The following is a 19302-nucleotide window of genomic DNA, read 5'->3' on the forward strand; positions in this document are numbered from 1 at the left end:
CGCCCTCGCTTACGGCAGTTCAGCCCTCCACCATCGGCGGCACGGGCACGATACCCACCACGGCGGCGCATGAATATTCGACAGACGGCGCTGCTTGGACATCATGCACAGGCGAAACCTCAAACCTCGCGGCGGGCGGCTACCTCGTTCGCGTAAAGGCAAGCGGAAACGCGCTTGCGTCCGATGCGCAAACGATAACGATAACGGCGTACGATCCTAGCGCAGAGCCTACGCCCGCGGCGGTATTCACCGCAACGGGCGCCGATGCCGGCACGCTTACGAATGTTGCGGCAGGCATGACATACTCCATCGACGGCGGCGCGGCTGCGACGATCACGGGCACGAGTGTAGAGCTTACAGGACTTGTCCCCTGCACGATCACGGTGATAAATCCCGGCAACGGCACGACGACGACCGACAGCGCACCGCAGACGATAACCGTCACAAAGGCCGATACGCCCGCGCTTACGGCAGCCCAGCCTACGACCATCGGCGGCACCGGCACGATACCCACAACGGCGGCGCACGAATATTCGACCGACGGCACGACTTGGACATCGTGCACCGGCGAGACGGCAAACCTCGCGGCGGGCGGCTACCTCGTTCGCGTAAAGGCAAGCGGCAACTCGCTTGCGTCCGACGCGCAGACGATAACGATAACAGAATACACAATACCGTCCTCTTCGGGCGGTGGCGGCGGCTCAGGTGCAACGCTTAGCACGAAACAAAAGAGCATAGCTCACATCACCGAAACGGATCTGTCGCGGCTTATCCGCGAAAACCGCACCTTTACGGTCGAAGCCGATAACGGCGCAACGGTCGTATTTGACACAGAGGCGCTCAAGGGCATAGCCGATCTCATAAAGGGCAGCGCAGATATAGAATTTACGAACAAAGACGCAGACGGCGCGCCTTCAAATTCCACCGCATACGAGCTTAACGTGACATCCGGCGGGAAAACGATAAACGGCTTCGGCGGAACGATGACCTTGACTATCCCCTTCTCGCCTGACGAAAACACCGATCCGAATCGTATCACGGTTTTGAAAAACGGCGAGGAAGCAAACAAAGATAAGACGGCCGTAAGCTTCGGCCAAAAGACCGGTACGCTTACACTCTCGACGTCCGGCGACAGCTCACGCTTCGTTGTTGGTCACGAGGCCTTCCCCTACGCAGACGTTCCCGAGGACAGCTACTGCTTTGACGCAGTCGACTGGGCGGACGCAAACGGCATAACAGAAGGCACCGCTGCGGCCGCATTCAGCCCCGAACTTACCTGCACGCGCGCGCAGATGGTCACCTTCATTTGGAGAGCGTTTGGAAGGCCCGAGCCTTTAACGAACGATAAGCCGTTTAGTGATCTTGATGAGGGCGCATATTATTACAAGGCCGTGCTTTGGGCATATGAAAACGGTATTGCGAAGGGCATAGGAGGCGGACTGTTCGATCCCGACGGCACAGTAACGAGGGCGCAGTGCATTACCTTCCTGTATCGTGCTCTCGGCGAAACGGCCGAAGGCGGCAATACGTTCACGGACGTATCTGCCGACGCATATTACTATGACGCAGTTATATGGGCCGTAGAGAAAGGCATAGCTTTCGGCACGGGAGACGGCAGATTCAGTCCGGACGCGCCGTGTATGCGGGCACATATAGTGACATTTTTGTACCGTGCATACGGCGAACGCTAAAAAATGCATGATCTAAAATACATTATGACAAGATGGGGGGACAGCTTCGGCTGTCCCCCCTTTGGCATATCGAAAAACGCTTTTTTGACACACCGGCGGGGGCAAAACGCCTCCGCATGGTTTTTTAATTAAAAAGCATAAAACGCGCCGCAGTAAAATATAATGCAATATAAAACACGAAGGAGTGAGAAAAATGGAGCTTGAGCTGCAAAAAGAACAGATCTGCACAAACAGAAAAATATACTCCGGCCGCATGGAGCATATCGAAACGACCGAGATAATTATTCCCGACTATCTTCCCGACGTCCGCGCCGTGATCTCGTCGCAGGCCCAGATATATATAAAGGACAAATCAGCCGCCGACGACAAAATAACGGTGAGCGGAGAAATACACTTTACTGCGCTTTTTGCGGCCGACGGCGATAAGTCTCCTCTCTCTGTTTCGGGGCGCGCGCCTTTTGTGGAAATATTCAAAGCAGCCGCGCCTGCTTCAAATGCGTTTGTGCGCGTAAGCGTAAATCTGGGACAGAACGAAGCGCATATAGTAAACTCGCGAAAGATAGGCTTTCGCGCCGTTTTGGAAATAGACGTTTCGGCATACGAGCCGCAGACGATAGAGACAGTAAGCGGCTTTTCAAAAGAGATAGATGTAAAAACGCTAAAGACCGCCAAGGATCTTTGTCTTTTTACCTCATACGCGGAAAAAATGATAAGCGTTGAGGAGGACCTTTATCTCCCCCAGTCGAGCCCTTCGGCAAAAGAGCTTCTCTCATATCGGGCGCGCCTTATTTCAGACAGCGTAAAGCTCATTTCAAACAAGGCGATAATAAAAGGGAGCGCGAAGGTCGTCTTTGTATACCTTTCGGCAGACGGGACGCCAGAGCTTGAGACGTTTGAAAGCGAGATACCTTTTTCGCTTATAGCCGATATGCCGGGAGTTTTGGAAACCTTTGACGCAGAGACCGCCTTTGAAATATCGAATGTGACAGCAGCTTTGTCCTCCGACTCCGGCGGGCGCACCTTTTCTGTGAGCATATCGGCCTCTGTATCGGTATGCGCATATATGCGCGCCGCCGTTGAAAGCATTACAGACGCTTTTTCAACAACGCATGAGCTTTTCATAAAAACGGACGAATCGCCCGTTTACAATCTCTTTGAAAAAAAGAGCGCCGCCATAAGCATACGCGACTCGATAAAGCCGCCCGACGGGATGGATATTGCGAAAGTGGCGGACATTTACTGTGAGCTTTCGGCGTTCGACAGTACGATAAAAGGCGGCGAGATAAAGCTTACGGCCTCGGCAGACGTGCGCGCTCTGTGTATAAGCGACGAGGGAGCGGCCTTCTGCGCCATGAAAACGCTGCCTGTAAATCTTTCGGTGGCGACCGGCGGCAATAAAAAGGCCGAGGTGTGCGTAAACGCTCCGCCCCCGGAGCTTAGCTTCAATCTCAACATGTCGGGCGAGATAGAAATAAAAATCGTCGGCGAGGCATCTATATATATTTTTGAAAACACGCCGTTTACATGCGTAGTTTCCGCCGAAGCGCAAAAAAAGACGGATGAGACCGGCGACGATCTGCCGGCGCTTTTCGCATATTTTCCCGACAAAAAAGAGACGATATGGGATATAGCCAAAAAATACGGCGCGTCGCCCGAAGACATTATCGGCGCGAACAGCCTGAGCGCAAGCGTACAGTCTGCGCTTGATACGTCGCATATGCTTTTGATACCGCGCATCAAACTTTCGGGTAAATAATATAAGGAGGATGGAAAATGGAAGAATATAACCTCTATCAGAATATCGCGCGCCGCACCGGAAGCGACATATACATAGGCGTGGTAGGGCCTGTAAGAACAGGGAAATCGACTTTTATAAAGCGCTTCATGGAAACGCTGGTCATACCTAATATAGAAAACAAATTCAGGCGCGAACGCGCATATGACGAGCTTCCGCAAAGCGCGTCGGGGCGCACGATAATGACTACCGAGCCGAAATTCATACCCGAGGAGGCCGTAAACGTCACCTTAAGCGGCAACGCTTCGTTCAACGTGCGCATGATAGACTGCGTAGGCTACGTTGTAGAGGGGGCGCTTGGGCAGGAGGAGGACGGCCGCGAACGAATGGTGCATACGCCGTGGTTTTCGGAGCCGGTCGCCTTTAGCACGGCTGCAGAAATAGGCACGAAGAAGGTCATAACGGAGCATTCGACGATAGGTCTTATGATAACGACCGACGCAAGCTTTACCGATATTCCCCGCGCCGCTTACGAGGAGGCGGAGGATCGCGTGATAGCGGAGCTTAAAGCGATAAACAAGCCGTTTATCATTCTTGTAAATTCCGCATATCCCGATTCTTCTGAGGCAAAGGCTCTTTCAAACACGCTCTCGGAACGCCACAACGTCCCCGCCGTCTGTGTGAATTGTATGGAGCTTGACGAGGATGATATAAAACGCATAATCGAAAAGATACTGTTCGAGTTCCCGATAAAGGAGCTTGCCTTTTATCTTCCCGACTGGCTGTCTGCGCTGCCAAAGGCGCATTGGCTCTGGCAAACGATCTTCGACGGGATAAAAGGAGCTTTGAGCGGCATAAAAAAGATAAGCGCCGCCGAAAGCATAATACAGGAAATATCCTCGGCGGAGAATATTAAAAACGGCGAGCTTAAAAAGATAGACCTGGGCTGCGGCAGAGTTGACGTAAGGCTTTCTTTGGATAAATCGCTCTATTATAAGATACTCTCCGATGAGACGGGTCTTTCGATAACGTCGGACGCCGCGCTTATCGGCATGATGAAGGAGCTTGCGCTGGCCAAAAAGGAGTATGACAAAATATCATACGCAATAAACGAAGTAAAAAATACGGGATACGGCATCGTACACCCTACCGTTGACGAAATGACGCTTGAGGAGCCCTCCATAGTTAAGCAGGGCGGGCGCTACGGCGTTAAGCTTCGCGCCTCCGCGCCGTCGATACACATGATACGCGCCGATATTCAAACAGAGGTAAGCCCCGTCGTCGGCAGCGAAAAGCAGTCACAGGAGCTTGTAAATTATCTTCTGAGCGAATTTGAGACAGACCCCTCTAAGATATGGGACTCAAACATCTTCGGAAAGTCGCTTCACGACCTTGTAAACGAGGGCTTAAACAACAAGCTATATAAAATGCCCGCGCCCGCGCGCTTAAAGCTTCAGGAAACGCTTGAGAGAATAATAAACGACGGCTCGAACGGGCTTATATGTATAATACTGTGAAAGAAAAGACCCGCTTCGGCGGGTCTTTCGTTTGCGTGCTTAAATAGTTTTATCCAATACGCCGTCAGGGTGGCAAAAAAGAGGTCAGAATTGTCGATCGGCGAGTCCGGGGTCCTCAAAAAATGTATGCATTTTTTGGGGTGGTTTGGCCGTATCATTATACGGTAGCGAGTCGATCGGCATATAGCCGAAAACGCCGTAACCAAAAGGTTACGGCGCAAAGGCTGCTTCGGATACTGCACGCTTAATAACTTGCCGTGCAGAAAACCTGCACTCGTTTTTATCTTTATTATTTTACCCTTTTCGGCGGTCTGGCCCTTTTTTGACAGTCTGAGATTTATGCGTGTCTGTCGCTGCCCATGTAAAATATGGTGAAAAGACCGGGGCCGCAGTGCGCGCCTATGATAACGCCGAGGCCGCATATCTTTACTTCCTTTACGGTCGGGAACAGCTCAAGCACCTTCGCCTTCATAAATTCGGCGTCGGCGAGGCAGTCGGCGTGATTTATAAGTATCGTCTGGCCGTCCGGCTCTTTTAAATCGCCCTTCATAGATTCAAGTATGCGGTTTAATGCTATCTTTCTTCCGCGCGCCTTTGAGCCTACCGTAAGAGAGCCGTCGTCCGGCACGTATAAAACGGGCTTGATAGAAAGCATGGAGCCTATGAGCGCCGCCGCGTTCGATACTCTGCCGCCGCGCTTTAAATATTCAAGGTCGTCTACCGTGAAGCGGTGTATCACCTTCAGCTTGTTTGCCTCTATCCACTCTATCGTTTCATCAAAGCTCTTGCCCGCGTCGCGAAGCTCTATTACCTTGAATACGAGAAGTCCCAGTCCGCCGGATACGCATCTTGTGTCTACGTTGTAAAAGCGCTGGTTCGGGTATTTCTTTTGGATATGCTCGGTCGCCTCCGCCGCGCTTATATACGAAGTGGAGAGCTTTTGCGACATATCGAGGAAGATAACGTCTTTTCCCGTTTCCATGAGCTTTTCAAAAAATTCGATATACGAATATGTATTTATCATCGAGGTAGTAAGTCCCACGCCGGAACGCATTTTTTTGTAGACCTCGCTTTTCGTCTCCTCGCGGCAGTCGTCCTCGTATAATTCCTCGTTCATTATATAGGTGTAGCTTATAAAGGGAACGTCGTGCTCCTCTAAAAACTCTCTCGGCAGATCGGCCGTTGATGCTGTGGCAACTATGTAATCAGCCATTTTATACCTCCCTTGTAAATATTATTATTTTTGTTCAAGCGCGGATATTTTTTCAATACGATGTATGTGACGGTCGCCCTCGAACTCGGTCTCAAGATATGCGTCTACAAGCTCCATTGCAAGCCCGTGTCCCACAACCCGCTCACCGAAGCACAGAATATTCGCATTATTGTGCGCTCTGCACATTTTTGCCGAAAACGTGTCCGAAACACACGCCGCGCGTATGCCCTTTATCTTATTTGCGGCAATGGATACTCCTATGCCCGTGCCGCATATGAGTATACCGCATTCATATTCTCCCGCGGACACCGCCTCTCCTACAAGCGCGGCATAATCGGGATAGTCGCACGACTCGTCGGAATACGTGCCGTAATCCTTGACCTCGTATCCGTTCTGCTTTAAGTGCGATATTACTTCCCCTTTCAGAATAAATCCGCCGTGATCGCTGCCGATAGCTATTTTTTTCATTTCCCCGTTTTTTCCCCTTTGAGCTTTTTTTCATATTCGCGTTCAGCCTGAGAAAGCCTGAGATAATTTACCGAAAGCTCCTCTGCGCTTACGCATTTTCCCTCTTTATACATATAAAATGCCGCGCGGGCTACCGATACGGCGTTTTGAAGCTTGGCCGTATCGTTAGCTATGCTTACATTTTTCATGTCTTTGAACTGTTCATACGCAAGGTCCGCCCCGTCGCCCGCAAGCGTTATCCTCTCTTTTATAAAGGAAAGCTCGCCTCTAAGCTCGGCCGTGCTTATGGCGCGGTCGGGCGTAAGTCTTTTGAAATCTGTTGCATCTATACCGAACAGGGCGTTATATACCTGATTATTCCTTGCATCCATAACGGCGCAGCAAACTCCGCCGAAGTCCTCTGTGTTTCGCGCTATAGCCTCGAGCGTCGATACTCCGGCGCACATAACGTCTCGCCCGAACGCAAGGCCCTTTACCAAAGATACGCCTATGCGCACCCCCGTAAACGAACCGGGACCGTTTGATACCGCGATAAGACCCACGTCTTTAAGCTGTACGCCGGCGTTTTTAAGCGCCTCGTCTATAAGCGTAAGAAGCGTCTGCGAATGAGTGAGCGCAGTATTCACAAACACATGGCTCAAAGGCTTTGTATCATCGCATACGGCTGCGGCGGCCGCCTTTGCGCTTGAATCTACGGAAAGTATTATCACGCCGACTCACCGCCCTCGCGTGTGATCGTTATGCGCCGTGCGCGTTCGTCTTCGTCTGTCAGCGTTATCGTAACGCGAAAACATCCGTCGGGGAGAAAATCTTCTATATATTCGCTCCATTCTATCGCGCACACGCCGTCGCCTCCGGCGTATTCAAAAAAGCCGACGTCGTTTAATTCATCCTCGCCCGCGCCCTCGAGTCTGTACATATCGAAGTGGTAAAGCGTAAGCTTTCCCGGATACTCGTTAAGTATAACGAATGTGGGGCTCGTAACATGCTCGCTTACACCCAAAGCCTGCGCGATACCGCGAACAAAGGCCGTCTTTCCCGCTCCCAGGTCTCCGAAAAGCGCGACTGTATCGCCCGCCTTTAATTTTTTTGCAAACTGGGCGGCGATATATTCAGTTTGTTTCTGTGAATTTGAAAAATACTCCATGGCCTTTTCTTTTAAAACAGTCCGGATATCTCCATATCGTCGTTTATGTCTATATTCTCCGCCGAGGGACGCTTGGGAAGGCCCGGCATCGTCATGATATCGCCTGTAAGCACTACGATAAATCCCGCGCCCGTTTTCGGCACTATCTCTTTAACGGTTATCGCAAAGTTTTTTGGGCGTCCCAGCTGCGCCGGGTCGTCTGAAAGCGAATACTGCGTCTTCGCCATGCATACGGGCAGCGTATCAAGCCCTCTCATATTTATCTCCAAAAGCTTTTTCTCGGCGTGCGACGAAAAAATGACATTTGACGCGCCGTAAATGTTTTTGGCTATCTTCTCTATTTTCACTCTTATAGGGTCTTCTTTTTCATAAGTGCTCTTAAACATAGACGGCTTTGCGCATACTCTTACTACCGTCTGCGCAAGCTTTAAAGACCCCTTGCCGCCCAGCTCGAAGGCGCGCGATACTTCCATCGGAACGCCCTTCTTTTCGCACAGAGCGCGAACCTCGGCCACCTCCGCCTCGGTATCCTTATAAAAGCTGTTCAAAGCTACGACTATATTCATGCCGAAAGCCTTTAGATTATCTATATGAGCTTCGAGATTTTTGATCCCCTCGCGCACCGCGGCCACGTTCTCCTCACCCAAGTCGCCCTTTTTCACGCCGCCGTTGTATTTAAGCGCGCGCACAGTGGCCACCAGCACCACGCAGTCCGGCGTTTTTCCTATCCGGGGGCTTACAATATTCAAAAACTTCTCCGCGCCCAAGTCGGCGCCGAAGCCCGCCTCGGTAACGGTGTAATCAGCCATGGAAAGCGCAAGCTTTGTTGCGATTATCGAATTGCAGCCGTGCGCTATATTTGCAAACGGGCCGCCGTGGATAAGACAGGGCGTGTTCTCAAGGGTCTGAACAAGATTGGGAAGCACGGCGTCTTTCATAAGCGCCGCCATTGCCCCCTGTACCTTTAAGTCCTTACACATAACGGGAGCCCCGTCGTATGTATACGCCACCGTTATCTCACCGAAGCGCGCCTTTAGATCGGAAATGTCCGTAGCAAGGCAGAGCACGGCCATTATCTCGCTTGCAACGGTTATTGTAAAGCTCTCCTCGCGGGGCGTTCCGTTCGGTATGCCGCCAAGACCCACCACCATCGAACGAAGCATACGGTCGTTCATGTCCATAACGCGCCCGAATACTATCCTGCGCGGATCTATCGAAAGCTCGTTTCCGTGCTTTATATGATTGTCTATAACGGCGCACAAAAGGTTGTTGGCCGCCGTTACCGCGTGCATATCGCCCGTGAAATGTAAATTTATGTCCTCCATGGGCACGACTTGCGCATATCCGCCGCCTGCCGCGCCGCCCTTCATGCCGAAAACGGGGCCCAAAGACGGCTCGCGCAATGTTATCACGGCGTTTTTCCCAAGCCTTGCAAAAGCCTCTCCCAGACCTACGCTCATCGTAGTTTTTCCCTCGCCCGCAGGCGTGGGATTTACGGCTGTCACGAGTATCAGCTTGCCCTGCGGCTTTTTTCCCATGCGGCGAATAGCTTCGGCAGAAACTTTCGCTTTATATTTTCCGTAAAGCTCCAGATCGTCGGGCGTAAGTCCTAACCTTTCGCCCACCTCGGCGATCGGGAGCATTTTCGCGTTTTTTGCTATATCTATATCGCTTTGCAAAACAAATGCTCCTTTATTTTTTTCTTCCGATTTTTTATTTTATCATATGTATATAATCTTTTCAAGAAAAAACGCTTTATTTTTGTTAAAAAGAAAACATTACGCTCCCTCTTTGGGAGCTGTTGAAAAAAACACGCCGGTCGGATATAATAAACGTATAACAAACGACAAGTACGCAATATGCGACAGGAGAATAAAACCATGAAAAAGCGGCTTCTCTCTTTTGCTCTGTTTCTCTTCATGCTCGCCGCCCTGCTGCCCTTGGGCGCCGCGCCCGCGCAGGCCGCCTTTGAACCTGTCCTTCGTTTTCAGATCCTCGTTGATCCGCCCCAAAAAGGAGGAAATATCTACTCCGTCCCATACAGCTATACGGACGGAGTGATCCCCGATAATGACTTTTCCGACTCAAACTATTCTTACGTTTGGTACGACGAAAACGATCGGGTCATCGCGGAGAACGAAAGCTTAAGGTCGCTTGGGCTTAATAAAACGCAGTTGATCGGAAAAACCTTTAAGCTTTCGGTCAAATTTCCTGTAACAGTCGATACCGGTTATAATGTATATCATTATTGGGATCTTGAAAAGGTCAGGATCTACGGCCTGATTCAGACACAATACAAAGGTAAGAATGTATTCAAGAGTATCGGAGGTAAATATAAAGACCCCGATACCGGTAAGTATTATGTATCAGCTTCATACATCTTCGATCCGGTATGCTTCCCGGTGGAGAAAAACGCGGATATCAGCGTTACAGCGCCTGTGGTTGGTCAGTCCATTGATTTCAGCGCAGTCTCGGATCATCCGGAACAACTACGCATCAGCGACACCGGCGCCGATTGGCATTCTCACGGCGTAAGATGGTTCGACAAGACCGAGGGTTTAGCAGTTACAGGCGGAACGTTCAAGGCGGGGCACGAGTACGAGGTCAGCGTCTATGTGGAAGCGGCAAATGAGTATTACTATTTCGGAGACGAGAGCCTGACGGAAGTCACAATAAACGGGGATCCTGCCGCCGTCACGAAGCTGTCGGATGAGCTTTATGAGATAACGTATACTTTCCCGCCTCTCTGCTCAGTAAACGGCGTCATCGACGGCGAAACGCTCGCCGCCTCCGTCACGTCTCCCGGCGGTTCGGTGCTCATCGCCGTCCGCTATGACGGGGGAAAGCTTGATTCGGTAAAGCTCATTCCCATAAACGAGCCGTGCGAAGAAAAGCACGTTGATACGGGTCTTTCAAAAAAGACAGGCTGCACATACAGGCTTATGCTTGCGGATAAGGCGACATATGCTCCCCTGTGCGAGGCATGGAGCGGAGCGTAAGCTCCGGCTTAAAGAAACCTTTCGTTTTTTGTCTTACAAAAGTCTATAATATGAAATAATAAGACCCCTGCCGGGGAAACGCATCCGCTCCTCGGCAGGGGCCAGCACATCTTTTTTTCTTACTTCTTTGCCTCGCCCTTATAGAAGTATAACTCCTCGGGCTTTGCGCTTATTACGTTCTTGTCGTATTCGAGCCAATCCTCGCGCTTTACCTCGCCGAAGGTAACGTAGCAATACTCCTTCGGAACGGGAGCGGACTCTACGAGCGCGTTTAAAAGCGCCTCGGCTATCTTTTTCTTGTTGGCCTCGTCTCTTCCGGGGATGGAATCAATGTGAATGTGCGGCATGTTTTTTCCTCCTTGATTTAAAGTATTATTAAAAAACGTTTGCTTCTTTATGATATATCATACCATGATATTACGCCTTTTTAAATAATTTTTACGTTTTATTTTTATAAGGCTCGGCCAAAATCGTTCTCTGTTTTACATAATAGACCATGCCGGGCTTTTTCCCCGCCGCGCGCTTTACGTTCTTTATTTGAGTATAATCTATCTCCACCCTAGGCGATTTTGAGGCGGCGCAGTTCGCCGCAGCCACGCGCGCGGCAAAAAGCAGCGTTTCATCGTCTGTTTCATAAAACGGCTCGCATATCACAACGTGCGCTCCCGGTATGTTTTTCGCATGGAGCCACGTATATTCGGGGCGCGCCCACTCAAGCGTGAGATGATCGTTTTGCAGATTATTTTTTCCGCACAGTATGCGCACGCCCGAAGGCGACTTATATTCAAGGAACGCGAAAGACTGTTTTTTCGGCGGTTTTCTTTTTTCTTTGCCGCCCTTTTTTTTAAGGCTGCCGTCAAGATAATATCCGCCGGCCGCAAGCTCCTCTTTTATCTGCGAAAGGGCGGCCTCTCCGTCGGCTCTTGAAAGCGATTCCATTACCGTTTCAAGATACATAAGCTCCTCGCGCGTTATCTCGGTCTGCTTTGAAAGATAGCTTTCCGCCGATTTCTTTCTTCTGTACGCCTTGTAGAACTTTTGCGCATTCTGCGCGGGCGTAAGCCGTATGTCAAGCGGTATAGAGACTTTGGGCTGTCCCTCTTCAAAGAAATTATCGGCAACAAGCTCACGGTCGCCCTTTTTCATGCGGTACACGTTTGCCGTTATAAGGTCGCCGTAAAGCTTGAGCTTTTCGCGGTCGCGCGCGTCTTTAAGCTCCGCAAGCTGTATGTTTATTTTTTTAGAAGCTCTGTCTATATTGTTTGAGATAAGCTTATGAAGCCGGGCCGTGCGGCGGGCGTGTATGTCGGCCGCATCTCGCGCGGCGTAAAACTCGTCGAGCAGCGCAGAAAACGACTCGAATCCGCGCGCATCAAAGCGCTCACCGTATTGAAGTATCGGCAGATAAGAAAAATACGCCGGCCTGTGCGTATCCTTTTGCGCCAGCATAAACGCTGTCGTATCATAGCTCTCTGCTTTTAAGAAATGCTCATACGCCGCCTTTGAAAGCCCTTCAAGCGCGTCGTTTCCCGCTTCGCACAGCTTTACTCCCGAAACTTTGGCCCTAAATGCGATCTCGCGCGACACTATCGGAGAAAGCCCCAAAAAGCACTCAAGAAGCGCCTTTTCCGCCGTCATTAAAGAAAACCGTTCACAAGAAAGAAGGCCGAATATCTCCTCTTTGGAATGTCCGAAAGGATACGTTTTTTCCTGCGGAGGCGGCGCCTCATACAAAAGCTTAGGAAGCACGAGGCGCTGCGAGCTTGTTGTAACGTCCACCCGCTTTATTGAATCTATTATAACGCCCTTTTCATCAATGAAAATGATATTTGAAAAGCGCCCCATTATCTCTATGACAAGGCTTTTTTGCACCTTGTCTCCAAACTCGTCGTATGCGTCGAACCTTATCTCAAGCGCGCGCTCCACCCCTTTTTGAAAAACGCCAAAAATGCGCGCGCCGCCGAGATGCTTTCTTAAAAGCATACAAAACATTGGCGCCGAAACGGGGTTCTCGCGCTGCTGCCTTGTAAAATGGACGCGCGCGCTGTCGGGATTTGCGCATATGATAAGTCGTCTTTGGCCGTTATCGGTATGAAGCGTCAAAACAAGCTCGTCGCGCTGCGGCTGGTTTATGCGCTCCACCCTCGCTCCCCTGCATTCGTCGCTTAGTTCCCGGCACAGCCCGTAAAGAAAAATACCGTCTAATGACATCGTCTACCTCACCTTTATCCGCGCGTAAGCATTGCGGCAGCCTGAGCGCGCGTTATGTAGCTTTTGGGCTTGAACTCTCCCTTGTCGGTACCGTTTATTATTCTCCTGCTTACCGCCCATTTTACCGCATCGTAAGCATACTGCGATATTTCAGCCGAATCGGAAAACGACATAACGAAGCTGTCGTCTACGCCCTCTTCGCCCGAAAGCCTGTAAAGCATAACGCAGAAGTCCTCGCGCGTTATATACGCGTCGGGGCGAAACGTTCCTCCGGCGTATCCCGTAACGACGCCGGCGTTATACGCCCACGAAACGGCGTCTTTATACCATGCCTCATACGGCACGTCTTTAAAGACACGCGTATCCGCCGAATAAAGGCCCACGCCCGCCTTTCTTTGAAGCGCCGCCGCCGTCATGGCGCGCGTAAGACAGGCGTCGGGCATAAATCTGTCTTCTTTCACGCCGTTCATGTAACCCAAGGAAAGCGCATTATCTATTGCCTCAAAATACCACGAATCCTCCCTCACATCAATAAAGACGAGCGCCTTTTTTGATATCATATCCAAGCAGTATTCCATGGCGGCGTCTTTGTCTATCACTCCGTATCCCGTTTTTGTGTCATACTTTTTTTCATCCGATCTTTTGGCTGTTGCAGTGATTATATGCCTTATCTGCGCAGGCGTAAGATCGCCGTTTTGGCTTAAAAGATCGGCGGCGAGAGCAGAAACAAAGGCAGTTGAGTACGACGTGCCGCTTACAAGCATATAATCGCTTTCGTCGTCGAGCGATACCGAGGGGATATTTACTCCCTTGGCCGCTATCATAACGCTTTCGTTGCGCTGCGAAAAGGCGGCGGCTTTCCCCTCGCCGTCTACCGCGCCTACGCCTATAACGCTTTCGTATGCCGCGGGATAATACACGGCGGACGGCGTTTTTTCGTTTGCGTTGCCCACGGCGGACACAACTACGGCGCCCATGCTTTCGGCATACTCTACCGCCGCCTTTAATTGTCTGTTGTCCGAGGCTATGCCCGCGCTTATATTTATAACGCGGCAGCCGTAAACGTCTATCGCGTCGTATATCGCGCTGCACATAAAGGTGACCATGCTGCCTTCGGGCATGCTCGGCGAAATGCCGTAATACACAAGCGGCACTATCGCCGCGTGTTCGCTTGCGGCCGCTATTCCTTCGGCTCCTATTATTATACTGGCAATATACGTGCCATGACCTACCCTGTCCTCGGTATCTTCGTTATTAAACACATAATTTCGCCCTGTGAGTATCTTGTCGGGATCCATAAGCGCATGCTTGTCGGTAACGCCCGTATCTATAAGAGCTATCTTTATATAAGCGTCGTTATCATCATTTGAAAAAAGCTCGGCTTCATCTGCGATATCCGAAGCGTAAGCAAAAGGCGCCGACGTAAAGCAAACGGCAAGTATCGCCGCAAGCAATACTATGTGAAAAAGCTTTTTCATTTTTTGCTCCTTTGGCGCTTGTGATGCGTTTTTCTGCTATATTTATCATACTTTAAAGCACAGTTCATGTCAATATTTCGCTCTTTAGCACTCGACGGCTTAGAGTGCTGATAATTTACATTGCGTTCACAATTTATAGGGCTATTAGAAACAATTATGACCTACAATCTAACCATAAAAGATATTTCTTCTACAAAAGGAGGATAAACCATGAATGCACAAAAATTCACTCAAAGATCATTAAAGGCCGTACAGGACGCGCAGAGCGTTGTTTTGGAATACCAGAACAACCAGATGGACGAGGAGCATCTTTTATATGCCCTCGTTTCGCAAAACGACGGCCTGATAAGAGAGCTTCTTATAAAGATGGGCGTAAATTCCGACGCCTTAAAGCGCGACGCTCTTCACGAAATAGAAAAGCTGCCGCGCGTTACGGGTCCGGGCCGCGCCGCAGATAAGTTCTACATCTCCGCCGACCTTGACACGCTGTTCGTCGCTGCGGAAAAGCTTGCCGAAAATATGCAGGATGAATACGTATCGGTAGAGCATCTTTTCTTATGCCTGCTTGAAAAGCCCAATGCGGCGGTCGCTTCGCTTTTTAAGCGCCACAACGTAACGAAAAGCGCTTTTTTGAAAGAGCTTCAGAGCGTGCGCGGCAACGCGCGCGTAACGAGCGACACGCCCGAGGAAAGCTATGACGCGCTCAAAAAATACGGCGAGGACCTTGTAGAGAGGGCGCGCAATCAGAAGCTTGACCCCGTTATCGGCCGCGACGAGGAGATACGAAACGTAATACGCATACTTTCGCGCAAATCGAAGAACAACCCCGTTCTTATAGGCGAGCCGGGCGTAGGCAAGACGGCCATAGCCGAGGGACTTGCCCAGCGCATCGTGCGCGGCGACGTGCCGCAGTCGCTTCGTGACAAGACGATATTCTCGCTCGATATGGGTTCGCTTATCGCGGGCGCAAAGTTCCGCGGCGAATTTGAGGAGCGCTTAAAGGCCGTTTTGAACGAAGTAAAGAAAAGCAGCGGTCAGATAATATTATTTATCGACGAGCTTCACACTATAGTCGGCGCGGGCGCTACAGAGGGCGCTATGGACGCGGGCAACTTACTTAAGCCTATGCTTGCGCGGGGCGAGCTTCACTGCATCGGCGCAACTACGCTCAACGAATACAGAAAGTATATCGAAAAGGACGCCGCGCTCGAACGACGCTTCCAGCCCGTTTTGGTAAACGAGCCGAGCGTAGAGGACACGATAGCAATACTTCGCGGCTTAAAGGAGCGCTATGAGGTATATCACGGCGTAAAAATCCAGGACCAGGCGATAATCGCCGCCGCAACGCTTTCAAACAGATATATCACCGACCGCTTCCTGCCCGATAAGGCGATAGACCTTATCGACGAGGCGTGCGCCATGATACGCACGGAGATAGACTCCATGCCTACCGAGCTTGACGTGATACAGAGAAAAATAATACAGCACGAGATAGAAGAAGCCGCCCTCAAAAAAGAGGACGACAGGATATCAAAAGAGCATCTTTCGGAAATACAGAAGGAGCTTTCGGAAATGCGCGCCGAATTCGACGCGATGAAGGCAAAATGGGAGAATGAAAAGACCTCGATAGGAAAGGTTCAGAAGCTTCGCGAGGAGATAGAGCGCGTGAACTCCGAAATAGAGATGGCGCAGAACCGCTACGACCTCGACCGCGCCGCACAGCTTAAATACGGCGAGCTTCCGGCTCTTCAAAAACAGCTTGAGGAAGCCGAAAGAAACGGCGACGGCGAGGAGAAGCACACCTCTCTTCTTCGCGACAAGGTAACCGATGAGGAGATAGCAAAAATAATCGAGCGCTGGACGGGAATACCCGTATCGCGCCTTGTTGAAAGCGAACGCGACAAGCTGTTAAATCTTGAAGAAACGCTCCACAAGCGCGTTGTTGGACAGGACGAGGCCGTCCGCATCGTAAGCGAAGCTATAATCCGCTCGCGCGCAGGCATACAGGACCCCAACCGTCCCATCGGCTCGTTTCTCTTCTTAGGCCCCACGGGCGTAGGCAAGACGGAGCTTGCAAAGGCGCTTGCGCAGAATCTTTTCGACGATGAGAAGAACATCGTGCGTATAGACATGTCGGAATATATGGAGAAGTTCTCCGTATCGCGCCTTATCGGAGCGCCTCCCGGATATGTGGGCTACGAGGAGGGCGGCCAGCTTACGGAGGCCGTTCGCCGCAAGCCGTACAGCGTTATACTTTTCGACGAGATAGAAAAGGCGCATCCCGACGTATTCAACATACTGCTTCAGGTGCTCGACGACGGCCGCATAACAGACTCTCAGGGCCGCACCGTGGACTTTAAGAATACTATAATCATACTCACCTCCAACTTAGGCTCCACGTATATCCTCGAGGGCATAACGCCCGACGGCGAGATATCCGAAAGCGCGGCTGCAAAGGTTTCCGAGTTACTCAAGCACACATTCAGGCCCGAGTTCTTAAACCGTATCGACGAGACGGTGTTCTATAAGCCGCTCACGCGCGACAATATCGTAAAGATTGTCGATCTTCAGCTTGCCGACGTGAACCGCCGCCTTGCCGACAAGGAGCTTTCCTGCGTGCTTACCGACGCGGCAAAAGAGTACGTTGTAAACGAGAGCTACGACCCGTCCTACGGCGCGCGTCCTTTAAAGAGATATATCCAGCGTCATATAGAGACGCTCATCGGACGCACGATACTCAAAGACGACGTTGCCCCCGGCACTACGCTCACCGTGGACGTGGAAAACGGCGAATTCGTGATAAGATAAGCGGCCGCGATATATTATGTAAACTTCCGTATATAAAAACTTCCCGTGCGAATACACCGCACGGGAAGTTTTTTGTGGGGGCGTTAGGGCTGACCTTTCAGCTCATCGCGCACCTCCATGAGTATCTTTCCCAGCTCGTTTCTGCCCACACCCTTCACGGCGCCCCAGAATCTGTCATTATGATTATTGCCCTCCTCCAGATATGCCTCTCCCGTAAGGAGCAGGGCTTTTTTCATATCCATGTCCGAGGCATTCCTTGTGAACTTGTCGCGGACGATCTCCTTCATGATCCCTATCTTTACCTCCTCCCAATCGGGACGAAGCTTCACTCGCCTTCCGCCTCTCTTTGCTGCAGCAGGAGAGGGATACGCCGAAAATGATTTGCGCTTCTCTAAATCAAGTGTCTTGGCCGCCTGAAAGGCATGCTCTGCCGAGGGGTATTCCATGCCCTCATACTCGACCGTGCAGGGATAAAAATTAGATAAAAATGCATATTCCCCTTTAAAACTCTTTATTGCCTCAGCCATCTTTTATACACCCCTTTGTTTTTTTCTATTGTAATAATACCACGGCGCATGTTCCGAAAACAGGACATCCGCCCGTGATGCGCCGCGAGAGCTTTTTTCGATTGACAAAAGGCCGTTCATATGCTATAATTCCTATTAAATACATGTGTTTACAAGCTTTTAGGGGTGATAATAATGGCATTTTCAAAAGAGGAGCTTTCGCGCTATTCGCGCCACTTCGTTCTGCCCGAGATAGGCGTTATGGGACAGAAGAAGATTCTTTCCTCAAGCGTGCTCGTCATCGGCGCGGGGGCTCTCGGCTCCGCATCACTTATGTATCTTGCGGCGGCGGGCGTGGGAAGGATAGGCATTGCCGATTTTGACCGCGTGGAGCTTTCAAATCTTCAGCGGCAGATAATCCATAACACAAAAAGCGTGGGCGAATACAAGACCGAGTCGGCAAAAAGGACGCTTAACGCGATAAACCCCGGCGCGGAGGTAGTAACGGTCAATAAACGGCTGGACGCAGACAATATCATTCCCGTAATTGCAGAGTATGATTTCATACTGGACTGCACCGACAGATTTTCGACGAAATTTCTCATAAACGACGCCTGTGTCATCGCAAAAAAGCCCTTCTCCCATGCCGGCGTGATAAAATTCGGCGGGCAGAGCCTCACTTATGTGCCGGGCGAGGGGCCGTGTCTTCGCTGCATCTTAGGCGCGCCTCCGAAGGACGAGGGGCTTACATGCTCCACCGCCGGAGTACTCGGCGCCGCAACGGGGCTTATGGGCTGCGTGCAGGCGTCGGAGGCCGTAAAGTATATAACGGGCGCGGGCGAACTTCTTTTGGGCAAAATATTCTCCTTTGACCTGCTCACGCCGAAATTCAGAGTCTATGAAGGATTCAAGCGTTCCGACGAATGCAGGGTATGCATCGGTGTGGACGCGTCGTTCCTTCCCGAAAACCGCGCCGAATACGAAGACGACTGTGAAGGTTAAGGAGGTTCACTATGGAAAGCGAAGTAGATATCTGTGAATTTGTGGAGAACAGACCTCCCGATTCGATACTTCTTGACGTGCGCGAAAAGATAACCTTCTCCCACGGAAACATTCCCGGCTCCGTGAACATTCCCCTCGACAAGCTCGACGAGCTATATTCACTTCCGAAGGACAAAAAGATATACGTCTACTGTCAAGCGGATATTTTCAGCAAAGAGGTCGTTTATCTTCTCAGGGACGAGGGATACGAGGCGTGCAATCTTTCCGGAGGGTACCGTAAGTATCTTCTCACATACTGCACTTCAAAAAAGGCGCTGTAATGTTAAAGCTGCAGACCAGCAATTGGGGCTGCAGCTTTTTGCGTGTTATAGAACTTATTATTTACGCGGGTCTGTCCCAAAATTTGTGTAAAGTCCGAAGCATGGTGTAAAACAGAGCAAAAATAATATATTGCGGGAGGGCGGATTATTCCGGCCTCCCTTTCTTGCAGTATAAGCGGGAACGGAATGCATGTCAAGGGCGGCGGC

General features: G+C 50.8%; 16 protein-coding genes. 7 read left to right on the plus strand and 9 right to left on the minus strand.

Going from position 1 to position 19302, the window contains the following annotated elements:
• The 3 genes from IJG50_02590 to spoIVA all read left to right on the plus strand — a co-directional run.
• Window positions 1–1691: S-layer homology domain-containing protein (locus IJG50_02590; GenBank protein MBQ3378734.1), on the plus strand; the 1691-nt coding region annotated here is incomplete at its 5' end.
• 193 nt (window positions 1692–1884) lie between these two features.
• Window positions 1885–3447, plus strand: coding sequence for a DUF3794 domain-containing protein (locus tag IJG50_02595; protein MBQ3378735.1), 1563 nt, complete (start codon window positions 1885–1887; stop codon window positions 3445–3447).
• Window positions 3448–3464: 17 nt separating this feature from the next.
• A complete protein-coding gene (spoIVA, locus tag IJG50_02600) occupies window positions 3465–4943 on the plus strand; it encodes a stage IV sporulation protein A (protein MBQ3378736.1) in 1479 nt (492 codons plus the stop codon).
• A gap of 337 nt (window positions 4944–5280) precedes the next feature.
• On the opposite strand, the gene IJG50_02605 is transcribed toward spoIVA, so the two are convergent.
• From IJG50_02605 to IJG50_02625, 5 genes are read right to left on the minus strand one after another with little or no spacing between them, the layout of a single operon-like run.
• The gene (locus IJG50_02605) at window positions 5281–6156 is read right to left on the minus strand and encodes a DegV family protein (protein MBQ3378737.1); all 876 of its coding nucleotides are present in this window, start codon (window positions 6154–6156) and stop codon (window positions 5281–5283) included.
• 24 nt (window positions 6157–6180) lie between these two features.
• Complete coding sequence (gene rpiB / locus IJG50_02610) at window positions 6181–6624, minus strand: ribose 5-phosphate isomerase B (protein MBQ3378738.1); 444 nt, start codon at window positions 6622–6624, stop codon at window positions 6181–6183.
• The gene (gene tsaB / locus IJG50_02615; protein ID MBQ3378739.1) at window positions 6621–7334 is read right to left on the minus strand and encodes a tRNA (adenosine(37)-N6)-threonylcarbamoyltransferase complex dimerization subunit type 1 TsaB; all 714 of its coding nucleotides are present in this window, start codon (window positions 7332–7334) and stop codon (window positions 6621–6623) included. Before tsaB ends, rpiB begins: the two co-directional genes overlap by 4 nt.
• Window positions 7331–7771 (minus strand): tRNA (adenosine(37)-N6)-threonylcarbamoyltransferase complex ATPase subunit type 1 TsaE, encoded by a 441-nt coding sequence (tsaE, locus tag IJG50_02620; protein MBQ3378740.1) that lies wholly within the window; start codon window positions 7769–7771, stop codon window positions 7331–7333. Before tsaE ends, tsaB begins: the two co-directional genes overlap by 4 nt.
• Before the next feature lie 11 nt (window positions 7772–7782).
• Window positions 7783–9450, minus strand: coding sequence for a formate--tetrahydrofolate ligase (locus IJG50_02625; protein MBQ3378741.1), 1668 nt, complete (start codon window positions 9448–9450; stop codon window positions 7783–7785).
• A 201-nt stretch (window positions 9451–9651) separates the two neighbouring features.
• Here IJG50_02625 and IJG50_02630 point away from each other — a divergent pair, with 201 nt between their 5' ends.
• On the plus strand, window positions 9652–10770 hold the full coding sequence (locus IJG50_02630; GenBank protein MBQ3378742.1) for a hypothetical protein: 1119 nt from the start codon (window positions 9652–9654) through the stop codon (window positions 10768–10770).
• Between the two features lie 119 nt (window positions 10771–10889).
• Here IJG50_02630 and IJG50_02635 read toward each other — a convergent pair whose 3' ends face one another.
• The 3 genes from IJG50_02635 to IJG50_02645 all read right to left on the minus strand — a co-directional run bounded on the left by IJG50_02635 (window position 10890) and on the right by IJG50_02645 (window position 14459).
• Entirely contained in the window at window positions 10890–11117 is a 228-nt protein-coding gene (locus tag IJG50_02635; protein MBQ3378743.1) for a tautomerase family protein, read from the minus strand.
• A gap of 91 nt (window positions 11118–11208) precedes the next feature.
• Window positions 11209–12981 (minus strand): NFACT family protein, encoded by a 1773-nt coding sequence (locus tag IJG50_02640; GenBank protein ID MBQ3378744.1) that lies wholly within the window; start codon window positions 12979–12981, stop codon window positions 11209–11211.
• A gap of 14 nt (window positions 12982–12995) precedes the next feature.
• Window positions 12996–14459 (minus strand): S-layer homology domain-containing protein, encoded by a 1464-nt coding sequence (locus IJG50_02645; protein ID MBQ3378745.1) that lies wholly within the window; start codon window positions 14457–14459, stop codon window positions 12996–12998.
• A 210-nt stretch (window positions 14460–14669) separates the two neighbouring features.
• Between IJG50_02645 and clpB the strand changes: the two genes are divergently transcribed.
• A complete protein-coding gene (clpB, locus tag IJG50_02650; protein ID MBQ3378746.1) occupies window positions 14670–17267 on the plus strand; it encodes an ATP-dependent chaperone ClpB in 2598 nt (865 codons plus the stop codon).
• Window positions 17268–17350: 83 nt separating this feature from the next.
• Here clpB and IJG50_02655 read toward each other — a convergent pair whose 3' ends face one another.
• Window positions 17351–17794 (minus strand): NADAR family protein, encoded by a 444-nt coding sequence (locus IJG50_02655; protein ID MBQ3378747.1) that lies wholly within the window; start codon window positions 17792–17794, stop codon window positions 17351–17353.
• A gap of 174 nt (window positions 17795–17968) precedes the next feature.
• On the opposite strand from IJG50_02655, the gene IJG50_02660 reads away from it, so the two are divergent.
• Together IJG50_02660 and IJG50_02665 are read left to right on the plus strand one after the other, a co-directional pair.
• Window positions 17969–18775, plus strand: coding sequence for a HesA/MoeB/ThiF family protein (locus IJG50_02660; protein MBQ3378748.1), 807 nt, complete (start codon window positions 17969–17971; stop codon window positions 18773–18775).
• Between the two features lie 11 nt (window positions 18776–18786).
• Window positions 18787–19095 (plus strand): hypothetical protein, encoded by a 309-nt coding sequence (locus IJG50_02665; protein ID MBQ3378749.1) that lies wholly within the window; start codon window positions 18787–18789, stop codon window positions 19093–19095.
• The last annotated feature ends 207 nt before the right edge of the window (window positions 19096–19302 follow it).

The organism is Clostridia bacterium (genome assembly GCA_017405765.1).
Classification (GTDB): Bacteria; Bacillota; Clostridia; order Oscillospirales; family RGIG577; genus RGIG577.

Excerpts from the sequence above, each read along its gene's own strand:
- IJG50_02595 (MBQ3378735.1), top strand. The coding sequence starts at position 1,885 with ATGGAGCTTGAGCTGCAAAAAGAACAGATCTGCACAAACAGAAAAATA.
- spoIVA (MBQ3378736.1), top strand. The coding sequence starts at position 3,465 with ATGGAAGAATATAACCTCTATCAGAATATCGCGCGCCGCACCGGAAGC.
- IJG50_02605 (MBQ3378737.1), bottom strand. The coding sequence starts at position 6,156 with ATGGCTGATTACATAGTTGCCACAGCATCAACGGCCGATCTGCCGAGA.
- rpiB (MBQ3378738.1), bottom strand. The coding sequence starts at position 6,624 with ATGAAAAAAATAGCTATCGGCAGCGATCACGGCGGATTTATTCTGAAA.
- tsaE (MBQ3378740.1), bottom strand. The coding sequence starts at position 7,771 with ATGGAGTATTTTTCAAATTCACAGAAACAAACTGAATATATCGCCGCC.
- IJG50_02630 (MBQ3378742.1), top strand. The coding sequence starts at position 9,652 with ATGAAAAAGCGGCTTCTCTCTTTTGCTCTGTTTCTCTTCATGCTCGCC.
- IJG50_02635 (MBQ3378743.1), bottom strand. The coding sequence starts at position 11,117 with ATGCCGCACATTCACATTGATTCCATCCCCGGAAGAGACGAGGCCAAC.
- IJG50_02640 (MBQ3378744.1), bottom strand. The coding sequence starts at position 12,981 with ATGTCATTAGACGGTATTTTTCTTTACGGGCTGTGCCGGGAACTAAGC.
- IJG50_02645 (MBQ3378745.1), bottom strand. The coding sequence starts at position 14,459 with ATGAAAAAGCTTTTTCACATAGTATTGCTTGCGGCGATACTTGCCGTT.
- clpB (MBQ3378746.1), top strand. The coding sequence starts at position 14,670 with ATGAATGCACAAAAATTCACTCAAAGATCATTAAAGGCCGTACAGGAC.
- IJG50_02655 (MBQ3378747.1), bottom strand. The coding sequence starts at position 17,794 with ATGGCTGAGGCAATAAAGAGTTTTAAAGGGGAATATGCATTTTTATCT.
- IJG50_02660 (MBQ3378748.1), top strand. The coding sequence starts at position 17,969 with ATGGCATTTTCAAAAGAGGAGCTTTCGCGCTATTCGCGCCACTTCGTT.
- IJG50_02665 (MBQ3378749.1), top strand. The coding sequence starts at position 18,787 with ATGGAAAGCGAAGTAGATATCTGTGAATTTGTGGAGAACAGACCTCCC.